This window comes from Agromyces protaetiae, assembly GCF_004135405.1.
Classification (GTDB): Bacteria; Actinomycetota; Actinomycetes; order Actinomycetales; family Microbacteriaceae; genus Agromyces; species Agromyces protaetiae.
Genome location: NZ_CP035491.1, coordinates 1,851,978 through 1,868,007 on the forward strand (window position 1 = coordinate 1,851,978; position 16,030 = coordinate 1,868,007).

12 protein-coding genes, 1 tRNA gene and 3 pseudogenes are annotated in these 16,030 nt (G+C 70.0%); 12 read left to right on the forward strand and 4 right to left on the reverse strand.

Features of this window, described 5'->3' with window-relative positions; all coding sequences use genetic code 11:
• Positions 1-24: 24 nt before the first annotated feature.
• Entirely contained in the window at positions 25-696 is a 672-nt protein-coding gene (locus tag ET445_RS08645; protein ID WP_129190613.1) for a class I SAM-dependent methyltransferase, read from the reverse strand.
• A 332-nt stretch (positions 697-1,028) separates the two neighbouring features.
• On the opposite strand from ET445_RS08645, the gene ET445_RS08650 reads away from it, so the two are divergent.
• The 4 genes from ET445_RS08650 to ET445_RS08665 all read left to right on the forward strand — a co-directional run bounded on the left by ET445_RS08650 (position 1,029) and on the right by ET445_RS08665 (position 4,762).
• Positions 1,029-1,934, forward strand: a complete 906-nt coding sequence (locus ET445_RS08650; RefSeq protein WP_129190615.1) for a MetQ/NlpA family ABC transporter substrate-binding protein — start codon at positions 1,029-1,031, stop codon at positions 1,932-1,934.
• Between the two features lie 135 nt (positions 1,935-2,069).
• On the forward strand, positions 2,070-3,098 hold the full coding sequence (locus tag ET445_RS08655) for a methionine ABC transporter ATP-binding protein (protein WP_129190617.1): 1,029 nt from the start codon (positions 2,070-2,072) through the stop codon (positions 3,096-3,098).
• Entirely contained in the window at positions 3,098-3,757 is a 660-nt protein-coding gene (locus tag ET445_RS08660) for a methionine ABC transporter permease (protein WP_129190619.1), read from the forward strand. Before ET445_RS08655 ends, ET445_RS08660 begins: the two co-directional genes overlap by 1 nt.
• Positions 3,758-4,354: 597 nt before the next feature.
• Complete coding sequence (locus tag ET445_RS08665; protein ID WP_129192473.1) at positions 4,355-4,762, forward strand: Rid family hydrolase; 408 nt, start codon at positions 4,355-4,357, stop codon at positions 4,760-4,762.
• A 311-nt stretch (positions 4,763-5,073) separates the two neighbouring features.
• Here the strand turns inward: ET445_RS08665 and ET445_RS08670 are convergent, their stop codons facing one another.
• Entirely contained in the window at positions 5,074-6,546 is a 1,473-nt protein-coding gene (locus tag ET445_RS08670; RefSeq protein ID WP_165314346.1) for a DUF222 domain-containing protein, read from the reverse strand.
• Between the two features lie 159 nt (positions 6,547-6,705).
• On the opposite strand from ET445_RS08670, the pseudogene ET445_RS08675 reads away from it, so the two are divergent.
• Together ET445_RS08675 and ET445_RS17970 are read left to right on the forward strand one after the other, a co-directional pair.
• Positions 6,706-8,000, forward strand: a pseudogene (locus tag ET445_RS08675) (integrase core domain-containing protein).
• 269 nt (positions 8,001-8,269) lie between these two features.
• Positions 8,270-8,470: pseudogene (locus ET445_RS17970) on the forward strand (pyridoxamine 5'-phosphate oxidase family protein); the annotation flags it as partial.
• Positions 8,471-8,694: 224 nt separating this feature from the next.
• Here ET445_RS17970 and ET445_RS08685 read toward each other — a convergent pair.
• On the reverse strand, positions 8,695-9,474 hold the full coding sequence (locus tag ET445_RS08685) for a TetR/AcrR family transcriptional regulator (protein WP_129190623.1): 780 nt from the start codon (positions 9,472-9,474) through the stop codon (positions 8,695-8,697).
• A 167-nt stretch (positions 9,475-9,641) separates the two neighbouring features.
• On the opposite strand from ET445_RS08685, the gene ET445_RS08690 reads away from it, so the two are divergent.
• On the forward strand, positions 9,642-10,616 hold the full coding sequence (locus ET445_RS08690; RefSeq protein WP_129190625.1) for an SDR family oxidoreductase: 975 nt from the start codon (positions 9,642-9,644) through the stop codon (positions 10,614-10,616).
• Between the two features lie 6 nt (positions 10,617-10,622).
• Here ET445_RS08690 and ET445_RS08695 read toward each other — a convergent pair whose 3' ends face one another.
• A complete protein-coding gene (locus ET445_RS08695; protein WP_129190627.1) occupies positions 10,623-11,117 on the reverse strand; it encodes a MarR family winged helix-turn-helix transcriptional regulator in 495 nt (164 codons plus the stop codon).
• Positions 11,118-11,228: 111 nt separating this feature from the next.
• Between ET445_RS08695 and ET445_RS08700 the strand changes: the two genes are divergently transcribed.
• From ET445_RS08700 to ET445_RS08720, 5 genes and pseudogenes are all read left to right on the forward strand, one after another.
• Positions 11,229-11,300 (forward strand) — tRNA-Gln (locus tag ET445_RS08700).
• Position 11,301: 1 nt separating this feature from the next.
• Positions 11,302-12,783, forward strand: a complete 1,482-nt coding sequence (gene glmU, locus ET445_RS08705) for a bifunctional UDP-N-acetylglucosamine diphosphorylase/glucosamine-1-phosphate N-acetyltransferase GlmU (protein WP_129190629.1) — start codon at positions 11,302-11,304, stop codon at positions 12,781-12,783.
• A gap of 2 nt (positions 12,784-12,785) precedes the next feature.
• Positions 12,786-13,762, forward strand: a pseudogene (locus ET445_RS08710) (ribose-phosphate diphosphokinase).
• Between the two features lie 63 nt (positions 13,763-13,825).
• Positions 13,826-15,526 carry a long-chain-fatty-acid--CoA ligase gene (locus ET445_RS08715; RefSeq protein ID WP_129192474.1) on the forward strand — a complete coding sequence of 567 codons (1,701 nt, stop codon included), beginning with the start codon at positions 13,826-13,828 and terminating at the stop codon, positions 15,524-15,526.
• A gap of 2 nt (positions 15,527-15,528) precedes the next feature.
• Positions 15,529-16,020: a hypothetical protein gene (locus tag ET445_RS08720; RefSeq protein ID WP_129190631.1), complete on the forward strand. Its 492-nt coding sequence runs from the start codon at positions 15,529-15,531 to the stop codon at positions 16,018-16,020.
• Positions 16,021-16,030 lie beyond the last annotated feature (10 nt).

Here is a 16,030-nt window from a genome sequence, read left to right on the forward strand (position 1 = left end):
GCGCATGCCCGCGTGCGCGGCGCGTCAGCGTCGGCGCAGCAGCACGACCCCGTCGTCGAGCGTCGCGGGCTCGCCGTCGGGGCCGACGGCCTCGCGCGTGCGGGTTTCGGCGGCGACGGTCTCCCACTGCTCAGGGTCGAGCGCGAGCTCGGCGATCTCCTCGTCGGGAGTGAGGAACGGATGCTGCGCGGCGTGCGCGCGGTGCTCGGCGCCCGCCCATGGCGGTGCGGCGGCGTGCGACGTGATGAGGAGGTGTCCGCCCGGCGCGACGAGCGCTGCGGCACGGCGGAGGATGTCGGTGCGGGGGAGCTCGACGGTCGAGTGGAGGAAGCTCGCGGTCACGAGGTCGTAGGCGTCGTGCGGGAGGGTCGCCGGCAGCGGGTCGCTCAGGTCGGCGGCGACGAAGCGCACGCGCGACACATCCAGGCCCGATGCGCGGGCGGCCTCGGTCGCGCGGCGCACGGCCGTTGCGGAGAGGTCGACGCCCGTGACATCCCACCCGATCGTGGCGAGCCAGATCGCGTCGGCGCCCTCGCCGCAGCCGAGGTCGAGGGCGCGGCCGGGCGCTCGGCCGGCCGTCAGGCTGTCGGCGATGTCGGCGAGCACGCGGTTGACGCGGCCCGACCAGACGCGCTCGCTCGTGGCGTAGCGGTCTTCCCAGTAGTCGGCGGGGGAGAGCGGCGATTCGGCGACCATGCTCCAAGGATCCGCGGCGCCCTCGCGCGAGGCAACTCCGTTTGCCGATCCGGCAATTCGCCGTCGTGCGGCGTGCTGACGAGACATCCGCGAAGAATCTCTCCGTTTCAAGAGTGAATGTCGCAGATTCTGTGACGCATTGTGACCGGATGACCAATTGCACGCAGAGCCTTCACGTACGGTGGTACAGCACCCGCGATCGCGGCGACGGCAATCCGACTGACATCCACAGCGTCGACACTCGTCGGCGGCGGAGCCGCGCCTGTTCCACGCACACCAGCACCGTGCCCACCAGCACAGACGATCGCGCGTGCCGACCGAGAGGAACCACCATGTCACGCCGCACTTCGTCCATTCTCGCCGCGCTCGCCGTGGTGCCCCTCGTCGCCGCGCTCGCCGCGTGCGCGACCCCCGCAGCAGACGGCGGCGACGCCGGCGCCTCGGGCGACTCGATCCGCATCGGCGTCGTCGGCAAGGGCGACCCGCAGTGGGCCGCTTTCGAAGCCGCCGCCGAAGAAGAGGGCATCGACATCGAGATCGTCGACTTCTCCGACTACGCGCAGCCGAACCCGGCGACGACCGAGGGCGAACTCGACCTCAACCAGTTCCAGCACATCGTCTACCTCGCCGACTACAACGTCTCGGCCGGCGAAGACCTCACGCCCATCGGCTCGACCGCGATCTACCCGCTCGGCCTGTACTCGACGAAGTACGACTCCGTGAAGGACATCCCCGCCGGCGAAACCGTCGCCGTGCCGAACGACGCCTCCAACCAGGCGCGCGGCCTCCTCGTGCTCCAGTCGGCCGGCCTCATCACGCTGAAGAGCGGCGGCACGATCTTCTCCGACCTCGCCGACATCGACGAGGCGAAGTCGAAGGTCAAGGTCACCGCGCTCGAGGCGTCGCTCACGCCGACCTCGCTGCCCGACCTCGCCGCCGCGATCATCAACAACGACTTCGTGCAAGACGCGGGCCTGACGTTCGAAGACGCGATCGCGCAGGACGACCCGACCGACCCCAACGCGCTGCCGTACGTCAACATCTTCGCGACGCGCGCCGAAGACGCGAACAACGAGACCTACAAGAAGCTCGTCGAGATCTTCCAGACGAACCCCGACGTGCAGGCCGGCCTCATCGAGGCGTCCGGCGGCACGGGCGTCCCCGTGCAGATCCCCGCGAAGGAGCTCCAGTCCTCGCTCGCGAAGGTCGAAGCCGACACGAAGGCGCACAAGGGCTGAGGCCAGGTCGCCCCGCGGAATCGGATGTCTCGTCGAGGCATCCGATTTCGCGCGTCCTGAACCTGGGGCACTCTTGACCCCGCGCACTCTTGGCGCCGTGCACTCTTGGCGCCGTGCACTCTTGAAGGAGCATCCATGGCTCTCGTGAGCCTCAGAAACGTCACGAAGGCGTACCCGCCCGCCGAACGCGGCGGCGCACCCGTCGTCGCGGTCGACGACGTCTCGCTCGAGATCGAACCGGGCGACGTCTACGGCATCATCGGCTACTCGGGCGCCGGCAAGTCGACGCTCGTGCGACTCGTCAACGCGCTCGAACCCGCCACCGGCGGCACGATCACGGTCGACGGCCGCGAGATCACGGCGTTGCCCGAGCGTGACCTGCGCGCCGTGCGGCTCGAGATCGGCATGATCTTCCAGCAGTTCAACCTCTTCAACTCGAAGACGGTCGAGGGCAACATCGCCTACCCGCTGCTGGTCGCCGGCTGGCCCAAGCCGAAGATCGCCGCGCGCGTCGCCGAGCTCCTCGCCTTCGTCGGCCTCGCCGACAAGGCGAAGAACTACCCCGATCAGCTCTCGGGCGGGCAGAAGCAGCGAGTCGGCATCGCACGGGCGCTCGCGACCTCGCCCAAGCTCCTCCTCGCCGACGAGGCGACGAGCGCACTCGACCCCGAGACGACGGGCGAGGTGCTCGCGCTCCTGAAGCGCGTCAATCGCGAGTTCGGCGTCACGATCATCGTCATCACGCACGAGATGGACGTCATCCAGTCGATCGCGACGAAGGTCGCCGTCATGGACGGCGGGCGGGTCGTCGAGTCGGGCGACGTGTTCGACGTCTTCAGCGCGCCCAAGCAGGCGTCGTCGGCGAGGTTCGTGTCGACGGTCGTCAAGGGCGTGCCCTCGCCCGCCGAGGTCGCGGTGCTGCGCGAGCGGCACGAGGGCCGGCTCGTCACGCTCTCGTTCCGAGACGGGGATGCCTCGCAGGCATCCGTGTTCCTCGAACTCGCCCGCGCGGGCGTCGAGTTCGAACTCGTCTACGGCGGCATCAACGACATCCAGGGTCGCGCGTTCGGTCACCTGACGCTCGCGCTGCGCGGGCCGGATGCCTCGGTGCAGGCCGCACTCGCGGCTGTCGCCGACCGCATCGACGTGACGGAGGTGGCGTGATGGATCGCCTGCTCGAACTCGGCCCCGAGTTCTGGGTCGCCGCCGTCGAAACCCTCTACATGGTGGCGCTCACGCTGCTGTTCGGCGGCGTCGTCGGGCTCGTGCTCGGCGTCGTGCTCTACACGACCCGCCCCGGCGGGCTGTGGGCGAACCGCGTCGTCTCGGGCGTCGTCAACGTCGTCATCAACTTCTTCCGGCCGATCCCGTTCATCATCTTCATCGCCGCCGTGCAGCCGCTGTCGCGGGCCATCATCGGCACGGGAATCGGCAACGACGCGCTCATCTTCGCCCTCTCGCTCGCCGCTTCGTTCGCGATCGCGCGCATCGTCGAGCAGAACCTGCTCACGGTCTCGCCCGGCGTCATCGAGGCGGCACGGGCGATGGGAGCTGCGCCGTTCCGCATCCTCCGCACGGTCGTGCTGCCCGAGGCGCTCGGGCCCCTCATCCTCGGCTACACGTTCGTGCTCGTCGCGATCGTCGACATGACCGCGGTCGCGGGCCTCATCGGCGGCGGCGGTCTCGGCAACTTCGCGCTCGTGTACGGCTACCGGCAGTACCAGCCGCTCATCACGTGGGCTGCGGTGCTCCTCATCATCGCGTTCGTCCAGGTCGTGCAGTTCCTCGGCAACTGGCTCGCGCGGAAGGTGCTCAGGCGGTAGTCGGAGTCTGCGCTGCTGCGCTGCTGCGCTGCGACCGATCCTCCACAGACGGCCGGGCGCCCGGATACTCCTCGCATCCGGGTGAACCCGGCCGTCGGCCGTTCTCGGCAGGCGAGCATCGTCGGTATGACTCCCTACGAAGACCATGCCCACTTTCCCCTGACCACCGATGAAGACATCCGTACGCGGGTCGAAGACCTGCTCGAGTCCGCGGCCCGGCGTCAGTGGTGGACGCTCTTCCTCGATGTCGAGCGCCGACAACTGCCCGTCATCATGCCCATGGCGGAGTACCCGCGCGATCCCGACGAATGGGCCCCTCTCGGCGCCGGGCTCGGCGGCACCGCGGCCGAACTCCTCGCCGACAGGCTCACGGGGATCGCCGAGGAGATCGGCGCCGCGAGCCTCGTCTTCGCGTGGGAACGACCCGGTGCTGGAGAGCCGACCGCCGAGGACCGCGTCTGGGCGAGAGGGCTCGACGCGGCGTGCGCAGCGGTCGGACTCACTGTGCGGGGCAGCTCATCGTGCACGACGAGGGTGCCAGCTGGTTCGCCGAGGAGGAGTACGTCTGACACCGGTGATGTCTGCCAAGATCGCTCCATGCCGTCTGCCGTGCTGCTCATCCGAGCATCCGAGCTCTCGTCCGTCGCCGAGTACGCCTACGCGGCGACCGCACCGAAAGACGCTCGGCTGATCTTCCTGGCCGGAGCGTGCCCGCTGAATCCCGACGGCTCGACTGCGGCGCTCGGCGACTACGTCGGCCAGGCGGCGGTCTGCATCGAGACGATGCAGGGCGCACTCGCGGCGGCCGGTGCGACGATCGAAGATGTCATCAGCACGCGCGTGCTCGTCGCCTCGTCGGATCGCGGTGATCTCGGCGCGGTCTGGCGCGTCGTCGCCGACGCGTTCGGCGACCACGACGTGCCGAGCACGCTCCTCGGCGTGACGGTGCTCGGGTATGAGGGCCAACTCGTCGAGATCGAGGCCGTGGCGGCGGTCGTCGACTGAGGCGGCGCCCTCGGCGATCGTCGGGCGGGCGTGCGGGCGTGCGGGCGTGCGGGCGTGCGGGCGTGCGGACGGGCGCGTCGCGGCGGCTGCGGGCGTGCGGAAGACCGTCGAAGGCGGGGGCACTCGACCGTCGCGCTCGTCGACTACGCCGGTCAGGCGGGGTCGGGGTCAGGCGGGGTCGTGGTCAGGCGGGGTGGGGGTCAAGCGAGGTCGGGGTCAGGCGGGGTCGGGGTCAAGCGAGGTCGGGGTCAAGCGAGCTCGGCGTCAAGCGAGGTCTTGGTCAGGCGAAGTCGCGGTCACGCGACGTCGGATCAGAACGGCGGCGCGTCGGGGAGGCGGCCGAGTGCGTCGGCCGCAAGTGCGGGGTGACCCGGCGGACCTGGCGGACCGGGCGGACCGGGCGGGTCGGGCGGGTCGGCAGGTGAAAGCCGCTCGAGCACCCATCGAGCCGGTGGTTCGAGCGTCGTCTGACGTCGTGTCGGTCGCGGGGCCCGAATCGCGGCTGCTGGTTCGGTGAGGTGCGGCCTGCCGGTCGGCGACTGCCACTCGAGCACTCCACCTCGGAGGTGCTTCACGGACCACGAACTCTCGTGCTTCAGATGGTGGTGGTGCGCGCACAAGTGCGCGAGGTTGTCGAACGCCGTGCGCCCGCCGCTCGCGAAGTCGTCGGTGTGGTCGAGGTCGCACCGGGCCGCACGCCGATTGCAGCCGGGGAACCGGCAGGTCTCGTCGCGCACTCGAAGCCACTTCGCGAGGTCGGCGGGCGGACGGTAGACCGTGCGGTCGAGATCGAGCACGACGCCGTCGACCGGGTGCGTGAGCAGCCGCGTGAACGAGGGGGCGTGCGCTGCGAGGCGTCGAGCGACATCGGGTGCGATCGGACCGTAGCCGCCGAGTTCGGCGGGCTCGCCGCTCGGGTCGTCGCCGCCGAGCAGCATGAGCACGGGAACGGTCACGTGCACGGTCGGGCGAACGGTCGCGGCGGCGACATGGAATGCTTCGCCGACCGGCGGCACGCCTTCGAGCAAGAGGTCGCGCGCGACATCCGCCTGCAACTGCGCCGGGGTGCGCGGGTCGGAGGCGACCTGATCGGCCGCGACCCGCGAGAGGCGATCGCAGATGAGCATCGCGTCGGACGCCTCGAGGTGGAGGTGCAGCCACGCCATGCCGTCTGCGGCGGGCTCGAACTCGACCCGGCGCTCGGCGAATGCGCGAGTATGCCGCTCGGCGAGCGTCTCGGTCCGGACCGCTTCGCGTAGTCGGCGGGCGACGCGGCGAAGCGTCGCTGCGGTGATGTCGACAGCTCGCATCGAGAGTTCGGCGTCGAGCCGGGCGCGCACGTCGCGGTCGTCGTCGCCGAGGTCGTTCGTCGCGTCGACGATCACGCGCGCGTGCGCGTAGTCGATCGTGCCTTGCTGCAGGGCGGCGTAGGTCGCCGGCAGCCGCGTGCAGAGGCTCGACGCCTCGTCGACGAGACGCGCCATCGTCTGCTCAGGCGTGCGCAGCGCCGTTGCGAGTTCGGCCGTGACCGCACGGCGGGCCAGCTCGCGCCGACGGTCGGGCGAGAGTCGCGGCGACGTGAACGCGTCGGCGTTGCGAACCGCGAACTCGACGGCTTCGTGGATGACGCCTACGCGGACCGAGTGCTGCATCGCTTCGATCTTGCGCGATCGCAACGCGACGTCGACGAGCGCATCGAGCCGCGCTTGAGCGCGGACCAGCGGTGAGCGCGCGTCGAGGGCGGCAGCCGGTGTTGGCTGGGCCTCGGCGAGTGCGATCGACATGTCCATATCGTATCGGCATTCGAACATATGTTCGATAGCCTTCGAGCAATCTGTGGAGAACTTGTGATGTCTCAGGAGATCGGTGACGGTTCTGTATCAGGACATTGGTGACGGTTCTGGGGCTCTTGGTGGTGACGCTTCTGCGGCGAGTCTGCGGGGGTGGCTTCTCGTGAACCTATTGACCCTCGTGTCCGTCTTGCGATCTTGCAATGGCCTGATGACGCGCCCAGAGGTGCGGTATCGACGTTCTGCGCGGAGCATGGCATCTCCCGGAAGTCGTTCTACGTGTTGCGTCAGCGGGCGAGGGATGACGGGCCGGCGGCGGTCCTCGAACCCAGATCCCGGCGCCCTCGCTCGAGCCCGACGAGGTGAAGGCGCAGGCAGTCCAGGTGCGCGCGTCGCTGGAGGCTTCCGGGCTGGATCACGGGCCGATCAGCGTGCACGAGAAGATGCGCGCGATGGGGTTGGGCCAAGTGCCCTCGGTCGCGTCGCTGGCCAGGGTCTTCCGGGACGCGGGCGTGGCCCGCGCGGAGCCGAAGAAGAAGCCCCGCTCGGCGTGGCGCCGGTTCGTGTACCCGGCACCGAACGCGTGCTGGCAGCTAGACGCGACGGAATACGTCCTGACCGGTGGCCGCAAGTGTGTGATCTTCCAACTCATCGACGATCACTCTCGGTACGCGGTCGCCTCACACGTGGCGCAGGGCGAGACCGCTGCGGCTGCGATCGTCGTGTTCGAAAAAGCCGTGACCGTGCACGGGGTGCCGCAACGGCTGCTGACCGACAACAGGATTGCGCTCAACCCCTCACGACGGGGCTCTCTGGGCCGACTCGTGGAGCACGTCACGAGCTTGGGCGTCGAGCCGATCACCGGCAAACCGTACAAGCCGACCACGCAGGGCAAGAACGAACGCTTCCACCAGACCCTGTTCCGCTACCTCGACAAACAGCCCCTCGCGCACAGCATGGAAGAACTCCAGGCCCAGGTCGACGCGTTCGACGAGATCTACAACACTGAACGCCCCCATCAAGGACTCCCCGGCCGGATCACGCCCCGAACCGCATGGGAAGCCACCCCGAAGACCGACCCGCCCCGCCCGAAACCCGAACCGCGATTGCTCGTGCAGACTCCACCACCGAAGCCGGTTCGGCCGGCACCGCCGTTGACGAACCTGCCCGATGACACCCTGATCCGAACCCTCAGCAGCGCCGGCACGCTCCTCCTGAACCGCGTCACGTACAAAATCGACGGCCGCCGCGCCTACCAAGAAGTCCTCGTCATCATCGACCGCAACCAGATCACGATCACCGACCTACACGGCGAGGTCCTCATCGAACACACCCGACCAGCACCCGGCATCACCTACGTCGGCAACGGCTTCCCACGAGGCCCACGTACCAAGAACCCCGGAACCGTCACCGATGTCCTGACACACGAAGTGTCACCGATGTCCTGATACAGAACCGTCACCGATCTCCTGAGACATCACAAATCTGTGGAGAACTGAGCGACCGGAAAGGAGTCGTGTGGGCATCAAGGAAGGTGGTCGCGGATGCGGAGCCGGTGAGATGTCGGGGCGTGAGCGACGATCGCGTGCCACTCGAAGACCGATGCCATCGCGGGATGCCGACGACGAATCCGTGGCTCGCGGGCCCCGCGCCCGAGCGTGCTGCGCCCCGAGACATCCTCGAAGATCGCATTCTGAACCTGTTCTCGACCCAGAACATGGCGGTCGTCGCGACCGTCGCGCGCGACGGTTCGCCCGCGGCGAGCCCCGTGAGATTCTTCAGCCTCGGGTTCGAGCTCATGTACTCGAGTTGGAACGCGTCGCCGAAGTCGCGCAACCTCCGGCGCGATCCACGGGTGTCGGTCGGCGTTTTCGCACCGCTCGTCGGCCAGGCCTCGAGCCGCGGCGCGCAGGTGTTCGGCACCGCACGCACCCTCGAGCGCGCCGACGCAGAGGCCGACCGGAACTGGGAGGCGTTCCGCTGGCAGTCCGACCATGTCGAGCGCGGCCGGTCGCTCGACGAGCCGCCGACCGACCCGCTCACGTCGTCACCCCCGAGCGGATCGTCTACACCGAGCACTGGCTGCGCAAGAGCGGGTACGCGCCGCGGCAGGTCTGGCGGCGCGAATAGTCCGGCTGCGGCTCAGTCTGCGGTGCCGAGTCCGTCGAGCCCCCCGCCCGGCAGGCTCGGCTCGCGGTGGGCGAGTCCAGTGAGCACGGTCGCGACGTACTCGCGCAGCGACTGCCCGAAGTCGTGGGCATACCTCGCGAGATCGGGGTACAGCACGTACGCGGCGGCCATGCCGGGGGAGGGTTGCGTCGACGCCCAGATCGCCCCCATGCCGAGGTTCACGGCGCTCACGAACGCGACGCCCGCCGCTTGCGAATACGGCCCGAGCCGATCCGATACGAGCGTGCCGAGCCTGACGGCGTTCGCGATCGCCGTGCGCTTGTAGGTCGCCGCGACCTCGCCCGACACGTTGTGCTCGAGCACGTTCGCGGTGTTCGCGGCGAGCTCGCACAGCATGGGCCGGACGGCGATCGTGTCGGCGATCGCGGTCGCGACGGCGTCGATGGATGTCTCGGACGGCGGCGCCGACCCCGGTGCGCCCGGCTCTCGCGCGAACCATGCGACCGGCGGCAGCGCCTCTTCGAGCGCGTCGAGCCACGCGCGATACTCGCGGTCGTAGATGTCGAGGAGCACGGCCTCGCGCGACTCGAAGTAGCGCAGCACGTTCGACTTCGCGAGGCCGACGTGCCGCGCGAGCTCATTGAGGCTGAGGTCGGCGACGCGGCGCTCGCCGAGGAGCTCGACTGCCGCGGCGAGGATCGCCTCGCGCCGCTCGGCGCGCTGGTCGTCGGTGCGGGCGCGCTTGAACCCGGGCGATTCGGTCGCCCGGTCGGTCGCCTGCTCGGTCGTCATCTGGTCTCCTTCGCGGATGTCTCCAGTCTCCCGCCTGCGGCGCGCTCTCGCGTGCGCGGTCGGCTCGAGACATCCGAAATCCCTGTGCTTGATTATAGACCGGCGGTCTGTTACCTTCGGAATAGAACAACAGACCAGCGGTCTGTTATCGACGAAACGGAGCGCTCATGTACCTCGTCCCCGACCAGACCGGTCGTCGCATCATCGTCACCGGTGCCAACAGCGGCACCGGCAAAGAGGCCGCCAAGCGCCTCGCGGGCGCGGGCGCGCACGTCGTGCTCGCCGTCCGCTCGCTCGAGCGCGGCGAGACCGCGCGCGCCGAGATCGCCGCCGCCGTGCCCGGCGCGAGCCTCGATGTGCGCCGCATCGACCTCGGCGATCTCGCCAGCGTGCGCGCGTTCGCCGACGGCATCCGAACCGACTCCGAGCCGCTGCACGCGCTCGTCAACAACGCCGGCGTCATGCAGCCGCCCAAGCGCCTCGAGACCGCCGACGGGCACGAACTGCAGTTCGGTAGCAACTTCCTCGGGCCGTTCCTGCTCACGAACCTCCTGCTCCCGAAGCTCCTCGAGCACGCGACCCCCGGCGCGCCCGCGCGCGTCGCGACGATGTCGAGCGGCACCGCGAACTACGGGCGCATCAACTTCCACGACCTCGAGTGGCGCACGCGCTACCAGGCGCACCTCGCCTACGCGCAGTCCAAGCTCGCCGACCTGCTCATGACGCTCCGGCTCGCCGAGATCGCCGACGAGCGCGGCTGGTCGCTCCGCTCGACCGCTGCGCACCCCGGCTACACCCGCACGAACCTGCAGACCGCGGGCGCCAACCTCGGCCGCTCGGCCGACGCGCAGCGGCCGCCCATCCAGCGCACGTTCCTGCCGTCCCAGACCGTCGAGCAAGGCGCCGAGCCGCTCCTCTTCGCCGCCGCCGACCCCGCCGCCGAACAGGGCGCGTACTACGGCCCGAAGAACGGGCTCACCGGCCCGACCAAGCGCGCGAACCTCCCGCGCAGCGCGCGCCGCGGGCCCGACTACGCGCGGTCGCTGTGGGCGGTCGCGGCCGAGCTCACGGGTGCACCGGACGTCACGACGGCGGATGTCACGAAGGCGGATCTCACCCCGAATCCGGTCGACGTGCGGTGACCCGGATCACCCGTCGAACCCGAGGCTGAGCTTGCGCAGGAGCCCGGCCAGCCGCTTCTGCTCGGGCGCGGGCAATGCCCGCAGGATCTCGGCCTCGGCGTCGACGAGGCGCGTGATCGCGGCGTCGACGCGCGTGAGGCCGGCGCGGCTCATCTCGACGAGGATGCCGCGACCGTCGTGCGGGTCGGTCTGACGCGTCACGAGCCCGCGCTCGACGAGCCGGTCGATGCGGTTCGTCATCGTGCCGCTCGAGACGAGCGTCTGCTGCAGGAGCGCCTTGGGGGAGAGGCGGAAGGGCGCGCCCGCGCGGCGGAGCGCCGACAGCACGTCGAACTCCCACGACTCGAGCTCCGACCTGGCGAACGCCTGCTTGCGCGCGCGGTCGAGGTGCTTCGAAAGCCGCGCGACGCGCGAGAGCACCTGCAAGGGCGCGAAGTCGAGGTCTGGGCGCTCGCGCACCCAGTCGTCGACGATGCGGTCCACCTCATCGGCATCGGTCATCAGATCATTCTGGCGCAGACTGGTGGAAGTACGCGCAGGTGACGCCCCGCCGCGCATGGCAGACTTGATCCCGCGCGTGCGGACGAGACATCCATTCGGCCCTGCGCGCGATCCGCCATAGTGTAACGGCAGCACGACAGCCTTTGGAGCTGTTCGGTCCAGGTTCGAATCCTGGTGGCGGAGCATGACCGATGAGCATCTCGCGATCATCGTCCTGGCGGCAGGCCAGGGCACGCGCATGAAGTCCCGACTCCCGAAGATGCTGCACCCCCTCGCGGGCGTCCCGCTCGTCGGTCATGTGCTCGCGACGGCGCGCGCCCTCGACGCGGCGCACGTGCTCGCGGTCGTGCGGCACGAGCGCGACCTCGTCGCCGCGGTCATCGAGCGAGACTTCCCGGGCACCGTCGTCGTCGATCAAGACGACGTCGACGGCACGGGCCGCGCGGTCGAGCTCGCAGCCGCAGCGCTCCCCGAGGGCTTCGAGGGCGAGGTGCTCGTCCTGAACGGCGACGTGCCCCTCCTCGACGCCGACAGCCTCCGCGAGTTCCTCGCGCAGCACCGCGCGACGGCGTCCGAGGCATCCGTGCTCTCGGCCCGCTACGACGACCCGACCGGGTACGGGCGCATCGTGCGCGACCCATCCGGCCGATTCGACCGTATCGTCGAGCAGAAGGACGCGACCGCCGAAGAGCGCGCGATCGACGAGATCAACGCGGGCATCTACGCCTTCGGCGCCGCGGCGCTCCGCGACCAGCTCGCGAACGTCACGACCGATAACGCGCAGGGCGAGAAGTACCTGACCGACGTCATCGGCCTCCTCCGCGCCGCGGGCAGCGAGGTCGAGGCCGTGCCCGTCGCCGAGCCGTGGCTCGTCGCGGGCGTCAACGACCGCGCCCAGCTCTCCGAGACGGCCGCCCGCCTCAACGCGCTCATCGTGCGCGGCTGGCAGCTGAACGGCGTCACGATCGAAGACCCCGCGACGACGTGGATCGACCTCGCCGTGGCGATCGAGCCCGACGTCACGATCCGCCCGGGCACCCAGCTCAAGGGCGCGACGGTGATCGCGACGGGTGCGATCGTCGGCCCCGACACGACCCTCGTCGACTGCGAGATCGGCGAGCGCGCCGAGGTCAAGCGCACCGACGCGACGCTCGCGGTCATCGGGGCGGATGCCTCGGTCGGCCCCTTCTCGTACCTGCGGCCCGGCACCGTGCTCGACGCCGACGGCAAGATCGGCGCGTTCGTCGAGACGAAGAACGCGCACATCGGCGCGGGCAGCAAGGTCCCGCACTTGAGCTACATCGGCGACACCGAGATCGGCGTCGGCTCGAACGTGGGCGCCGGCTCGATCACGGCCAACTACGACGGCGTGAACAAGCACCGCACGACGATCGGTTCGCACGTGCGCACGGGCTCTCACGGCGTGTTCGTCGCGCCCGTTACGATTGGAGACGGCGCGTACACGGGGGCGGGCACGGTCGTCCGGAAGGATGTCCCGGCCGGTGCTCTCGCGGTGAACGTCGCGCCGCAGCGCAACATCGAGGGTTGGGTGCGTCAGCACCGGGCCGGCACCGCCGCAGCGGACGCGGCGGAGGCGGCGGCCGAGGCCGCCGGCGTCACCGAGTCCGATGACCGAAGCCCGGCCTCGCCGGTGGAAGGACAGTGAGCATGTCGGGAATCGAAACCACCGGATCCAAGCGCCTCGTGCTCGTGTCGGGCCGGGCGCACCCCGCGCTCGCCGAGGAGATCGCCGCCGAGCTCGGCAGCGAACTCGTCCCGACCGATGCGCGCACGTTCGCGAACGGCGAGATCTACGCACGGTTCGACGAGTCGATCCGCGGTGCCGACGCGTTCGTCATCCAGTCGCACACCTCGCCGATCAACGAGTGGCTCATGGAGCAGCTCATCATGATCGATGCACTCAAACGCGCGAGCGCGAAGCGCATCACGGTCGTCGCGCCGTTCTACCCGTACGCGCGCCAAGACAAGAAGGGCCGTGGCCGCGAGCCGATCTCGGCGCGCCTCGTCGCCGACCTCTTCAAGACGGCGGGCGCCGACCGCATCATGTCGGTCGACCTCCACGCCGCGCAGATCCAGGGGTTCTTCGACGGCCCGGTCGACCACCTGTTCGCGATGCCCGTGCTGCTCGAGGAGTTCAAGAACTCGCTCGACCCGAAGACCCTCACGGTCGTCTCGCCCGACATGGGCCGCGTGCGCGTCGCCGACATCTGGAGCGACAAGCTCGACGCCCCCTCGCGATCATCCACAAGCGCCGCGACCCCCTCGTGCCGAACCAGGTCTCGGTGCACGAGATCGTCGGCGAGGTCTCGGGCCGCGTGTGCCTCCTCGTCGACGACCTCATCGACACGGGCCGCACGATCGTGAAGGCGGCCGAGGCGCTCAAGGCCGCCGGCGCGATCGGTGTCGTGGTCGCCGCGACCCACGCGGTGTTCTCGCCGCCCGCCGTCGAGATCCTGCAGTCCGACTTCATCGACCGCGTCGTCGTGACCGACACGCTGCCGGTGCCCGATGCCAAGCGGTGGGACCGCCTGACGGTGCTGCCGATCGCGCCGCTTCTCGCGCGCGCGATCCACGAGGTCTTCGAAGACGGCTCGGTCACGAGCATGTTCGACGGCGCCGCGTAAGCGGGCCGCCGACCTTTCCCGAACCGAACTCGGATTTTGGAAGCGTAGGATTCCCCGGTGAGCATCACCACGCCCCGTCCTTGGCTCGCGAGCTACACCGATGGTGTCCCGCACGACATCGCCACCCCCGAAGAGTCCCTCGCAGACCTCATCCGCCACAGTGTCGAGAACTACCCCGATCGCCCCGCGCTCGAGTTCTTCGGCCGCGAGACGACCTACGCCGAACTCGGCGAGCAGATCGACCGCGCCGCCGAGGCGCTGCGCGTGCTCGGCGTGCAGAAGGGCGACCCCGTCGCGCTCGTGCTGCCGAACTGCCCGCAGCACATCGCCGCGTTCTACGCCGTCCTCCGGCTCGGCGCGATCGTCGTCGAGCACAACCCGCTCTACACGCCGCGCGAGCTCCGCCACCAGTTCGAGGACCACGGCGCGCGCGTCGTGATCGCGTGGGACAAGGTGGTCGAGACGATCCAGGAGTTCCCCGACGACGTCCGCGTCGAGACGATCATCTCGGTGGATGTCACGCGCGCGATGCCGTTCTTCACACGTGCCGCGCTGCGCCTGCCCATCGCGAAGGCGCGCGAGTCGCGCGCGTCGCTCACGACGAAGGTGCGCGGCGCCATCACGTGGGCGCAGATCCAGAAGACGGCGCCCATCGACGCGCACATCGCGGGCCCCGAGGCATCCGACGTCGCCCTCATCCAATACACGAGCGGTACGACCGGTTCGCCCAAGGGCGCGACCCTCACGCACGCGAACCTCATCGCGAACGCCGACCAGGCCCGCTCGTGGGTGCCCGACATCCCGCGCGGCACCTCGGTCGTCTACGCCGTGCTGCCGATGTTCCACGCCTACGGGCTCACGCTCTGCCTCACGTTCGCGATGAGCATGGGGTCGCGGCTCGTGCTCTTCCCCAAGTTCGAACCCGACCTGGTGCTCAAGGTCGTGAAGAAGCGTCCGGCGACGTTCCTGCCCGCCGTGCCGCCGATCTACGACCGGCTCCGCAAGGCGGCCGCAGCCGAGGGCGTCTCGCTCGACGGCATCCACATCTCGATCTCGGGCGCCATGCCGCTCTCGACCGAGGTCGTCGAACCGTGGGAGAAGGCGACGGGCGGATGGCTCGTCGAGGGCTACGGCCTCAGCGAGTGCTCGCCCGTGCTGATGGCGAATCCCGTCGCCGACAACCGCAAGGTCGGCACGGTCGGCCTGCCGCTGCCCTCGACCGAGGCGCGCGTCGTCGACCCCGACGACCCCATGACCGACGTGCCCGCGGGCGAGCCCGGCGAACTCGTCGTGCGCGGCCCCCAGGTGTTCTCGGGCTACTGGCACAAGCCCGAAGAGACCGAGGCGGTCTTCGTCAACGACCCCGACGGCGGCACGCCGTGGTTCCGCACGGGCGACATCGTGACCCTCGACTCCGACGGGTTCGTGAAGATCGTCGACCGCATCAAGGAGCTCATCATCACGGGCGGCTTCAACGTCTCGCCGAGCGAGGTCGAAGAGGCGCTGCGTCAGTTCCCCGACGTCGAGGACGCCGCGGTCGTCGGCCTCCCCGACGACCGCTCGGGCGAGCAGGTCGTCGCGGTCGTGGTGCTGCGCGACGGCGCGACCCTCGACGAAGACGCCGTGCGCGAGTTCTGCCGCGGCGCGCTGACGCCCTACAAGGTGCCGAAGAAGGTCGTCGCGATCGACGAGCTCCCGAAGTCGCTCATCGGCAAGGTGCTCCGCCGTCAGGTGCGCAACGCCCTCATGGCCTCGAACGACTGAGCGTGGGCTTCCTCGAGCGCGACACGCGAGCGGCGCTCGAGCGGCTCGTCGCGCTCGAGCAGGCGAGCGAGCACGGTGAGGCGGATGTCTCGCCGCTCGACCGGCTCCGAGGCATCCGCTCGCTCGCGGCCGCCCTCGACGCCGACGCCGCCGCGCTCGCGGCCGCACGCGAAGCGCACGCGTCGGGCTCGACGTGGGACGAGATCGCGGATGCCGCGGGGCTCAGCCCGTCCGCCGCGAAGCAGCGCTGGGCGGGCGACGACGACGAGATCGCGGCCCGTCGCGAGGCGAGCCGGCAGCGCAAGCGCGAGCGGCCGTCGTCGAAGCCGACCGATCTCCCGGGGCTCTCGGTCGCCGAGGCCGCCGCGAAGCTCGGCGTGACGCCGCAGGCGGTCTACCAGCGCGTCACGCGCGGGCTGCTCGAGGCGCGCACGGTCGAACTGCCCGACGGGCGGAAGTACAAGCGGGTGTTCCCGGTCGAGGGGCAGAGCTAGGCGGGCCGCC

Bases quoted from the DNA above. Each gene is read 5' to 3' on its own strand.
- ET445_RS08645 (WP_129190613.1), bottom strand. From the start codon at position 696: ATGGTCGCCGAATCGCCGCTCTCCCCCGCCGACTACTGGGAAGACCGC.
- ET445_RS08650 (WP_129190615.1), top strand. From the start codon at position 1,029: ATGTCACGCCGCACTTCGTCCATTCTCGCCGCGCTCGCCGTGGTGCCC.
- ET445_RS08655 (WP_129190617.1), top strand. From the start codon at position 2,070: ATGGCTCTCGTGAGCCTCAGAAACGTCACGAAGGCGTACCCGCCCGCC.
- ET445_RS08660 (WP_129190619.1), top strand. From the start codon at position 3,098: ATGGATCGCCTGCTCGAACTCGGCCCCGAGTTCTGGGTCGCCGCCGTC.
- ET445_RS08665 (WP_129192473.1), top strand. From the start codon at position 4,355: ATGCCGTCTGCCGTGCTGCTCATCCGAGCATCCGAGCTCTCGTCCGTC.
- ET445_RS08670 (WP_165314346.1), bottom strand. From the start codon at position 6,546: ATGTCGATCGCACTCGCCGAGGCCCAGCCAACACCGGCTGCCGCCCTC.
- ET445_RS08685 (WP_129190623.1), bottom strand. From the start codon at position 9,474: ATGACGACCGAGCAGGCGACCGACCGGGCGACCGAATCGCCCGGGTTC.
- ET445_RS08690 (WP_129190625.1), top strand. From the start codon at position 9,642: ATGTACCTCGTCCCCGACCAGACCGGTCGTCGCATCATCGTCACCGGT.
- ET445_RS08695 (WP_129190627.1), bottom strand. From the start codon at position 11,117: ATGACCGATGCCGATGAGGTGGACCGCATCGTCGACGACTGGGTGCGC.
- glmU (WP_129190629.1), top strand. From the start codon at position 11,302: ATGACCGATGAGCATCTCGCGATCATCGTCCTGGCGGCAGGCCAGGGC.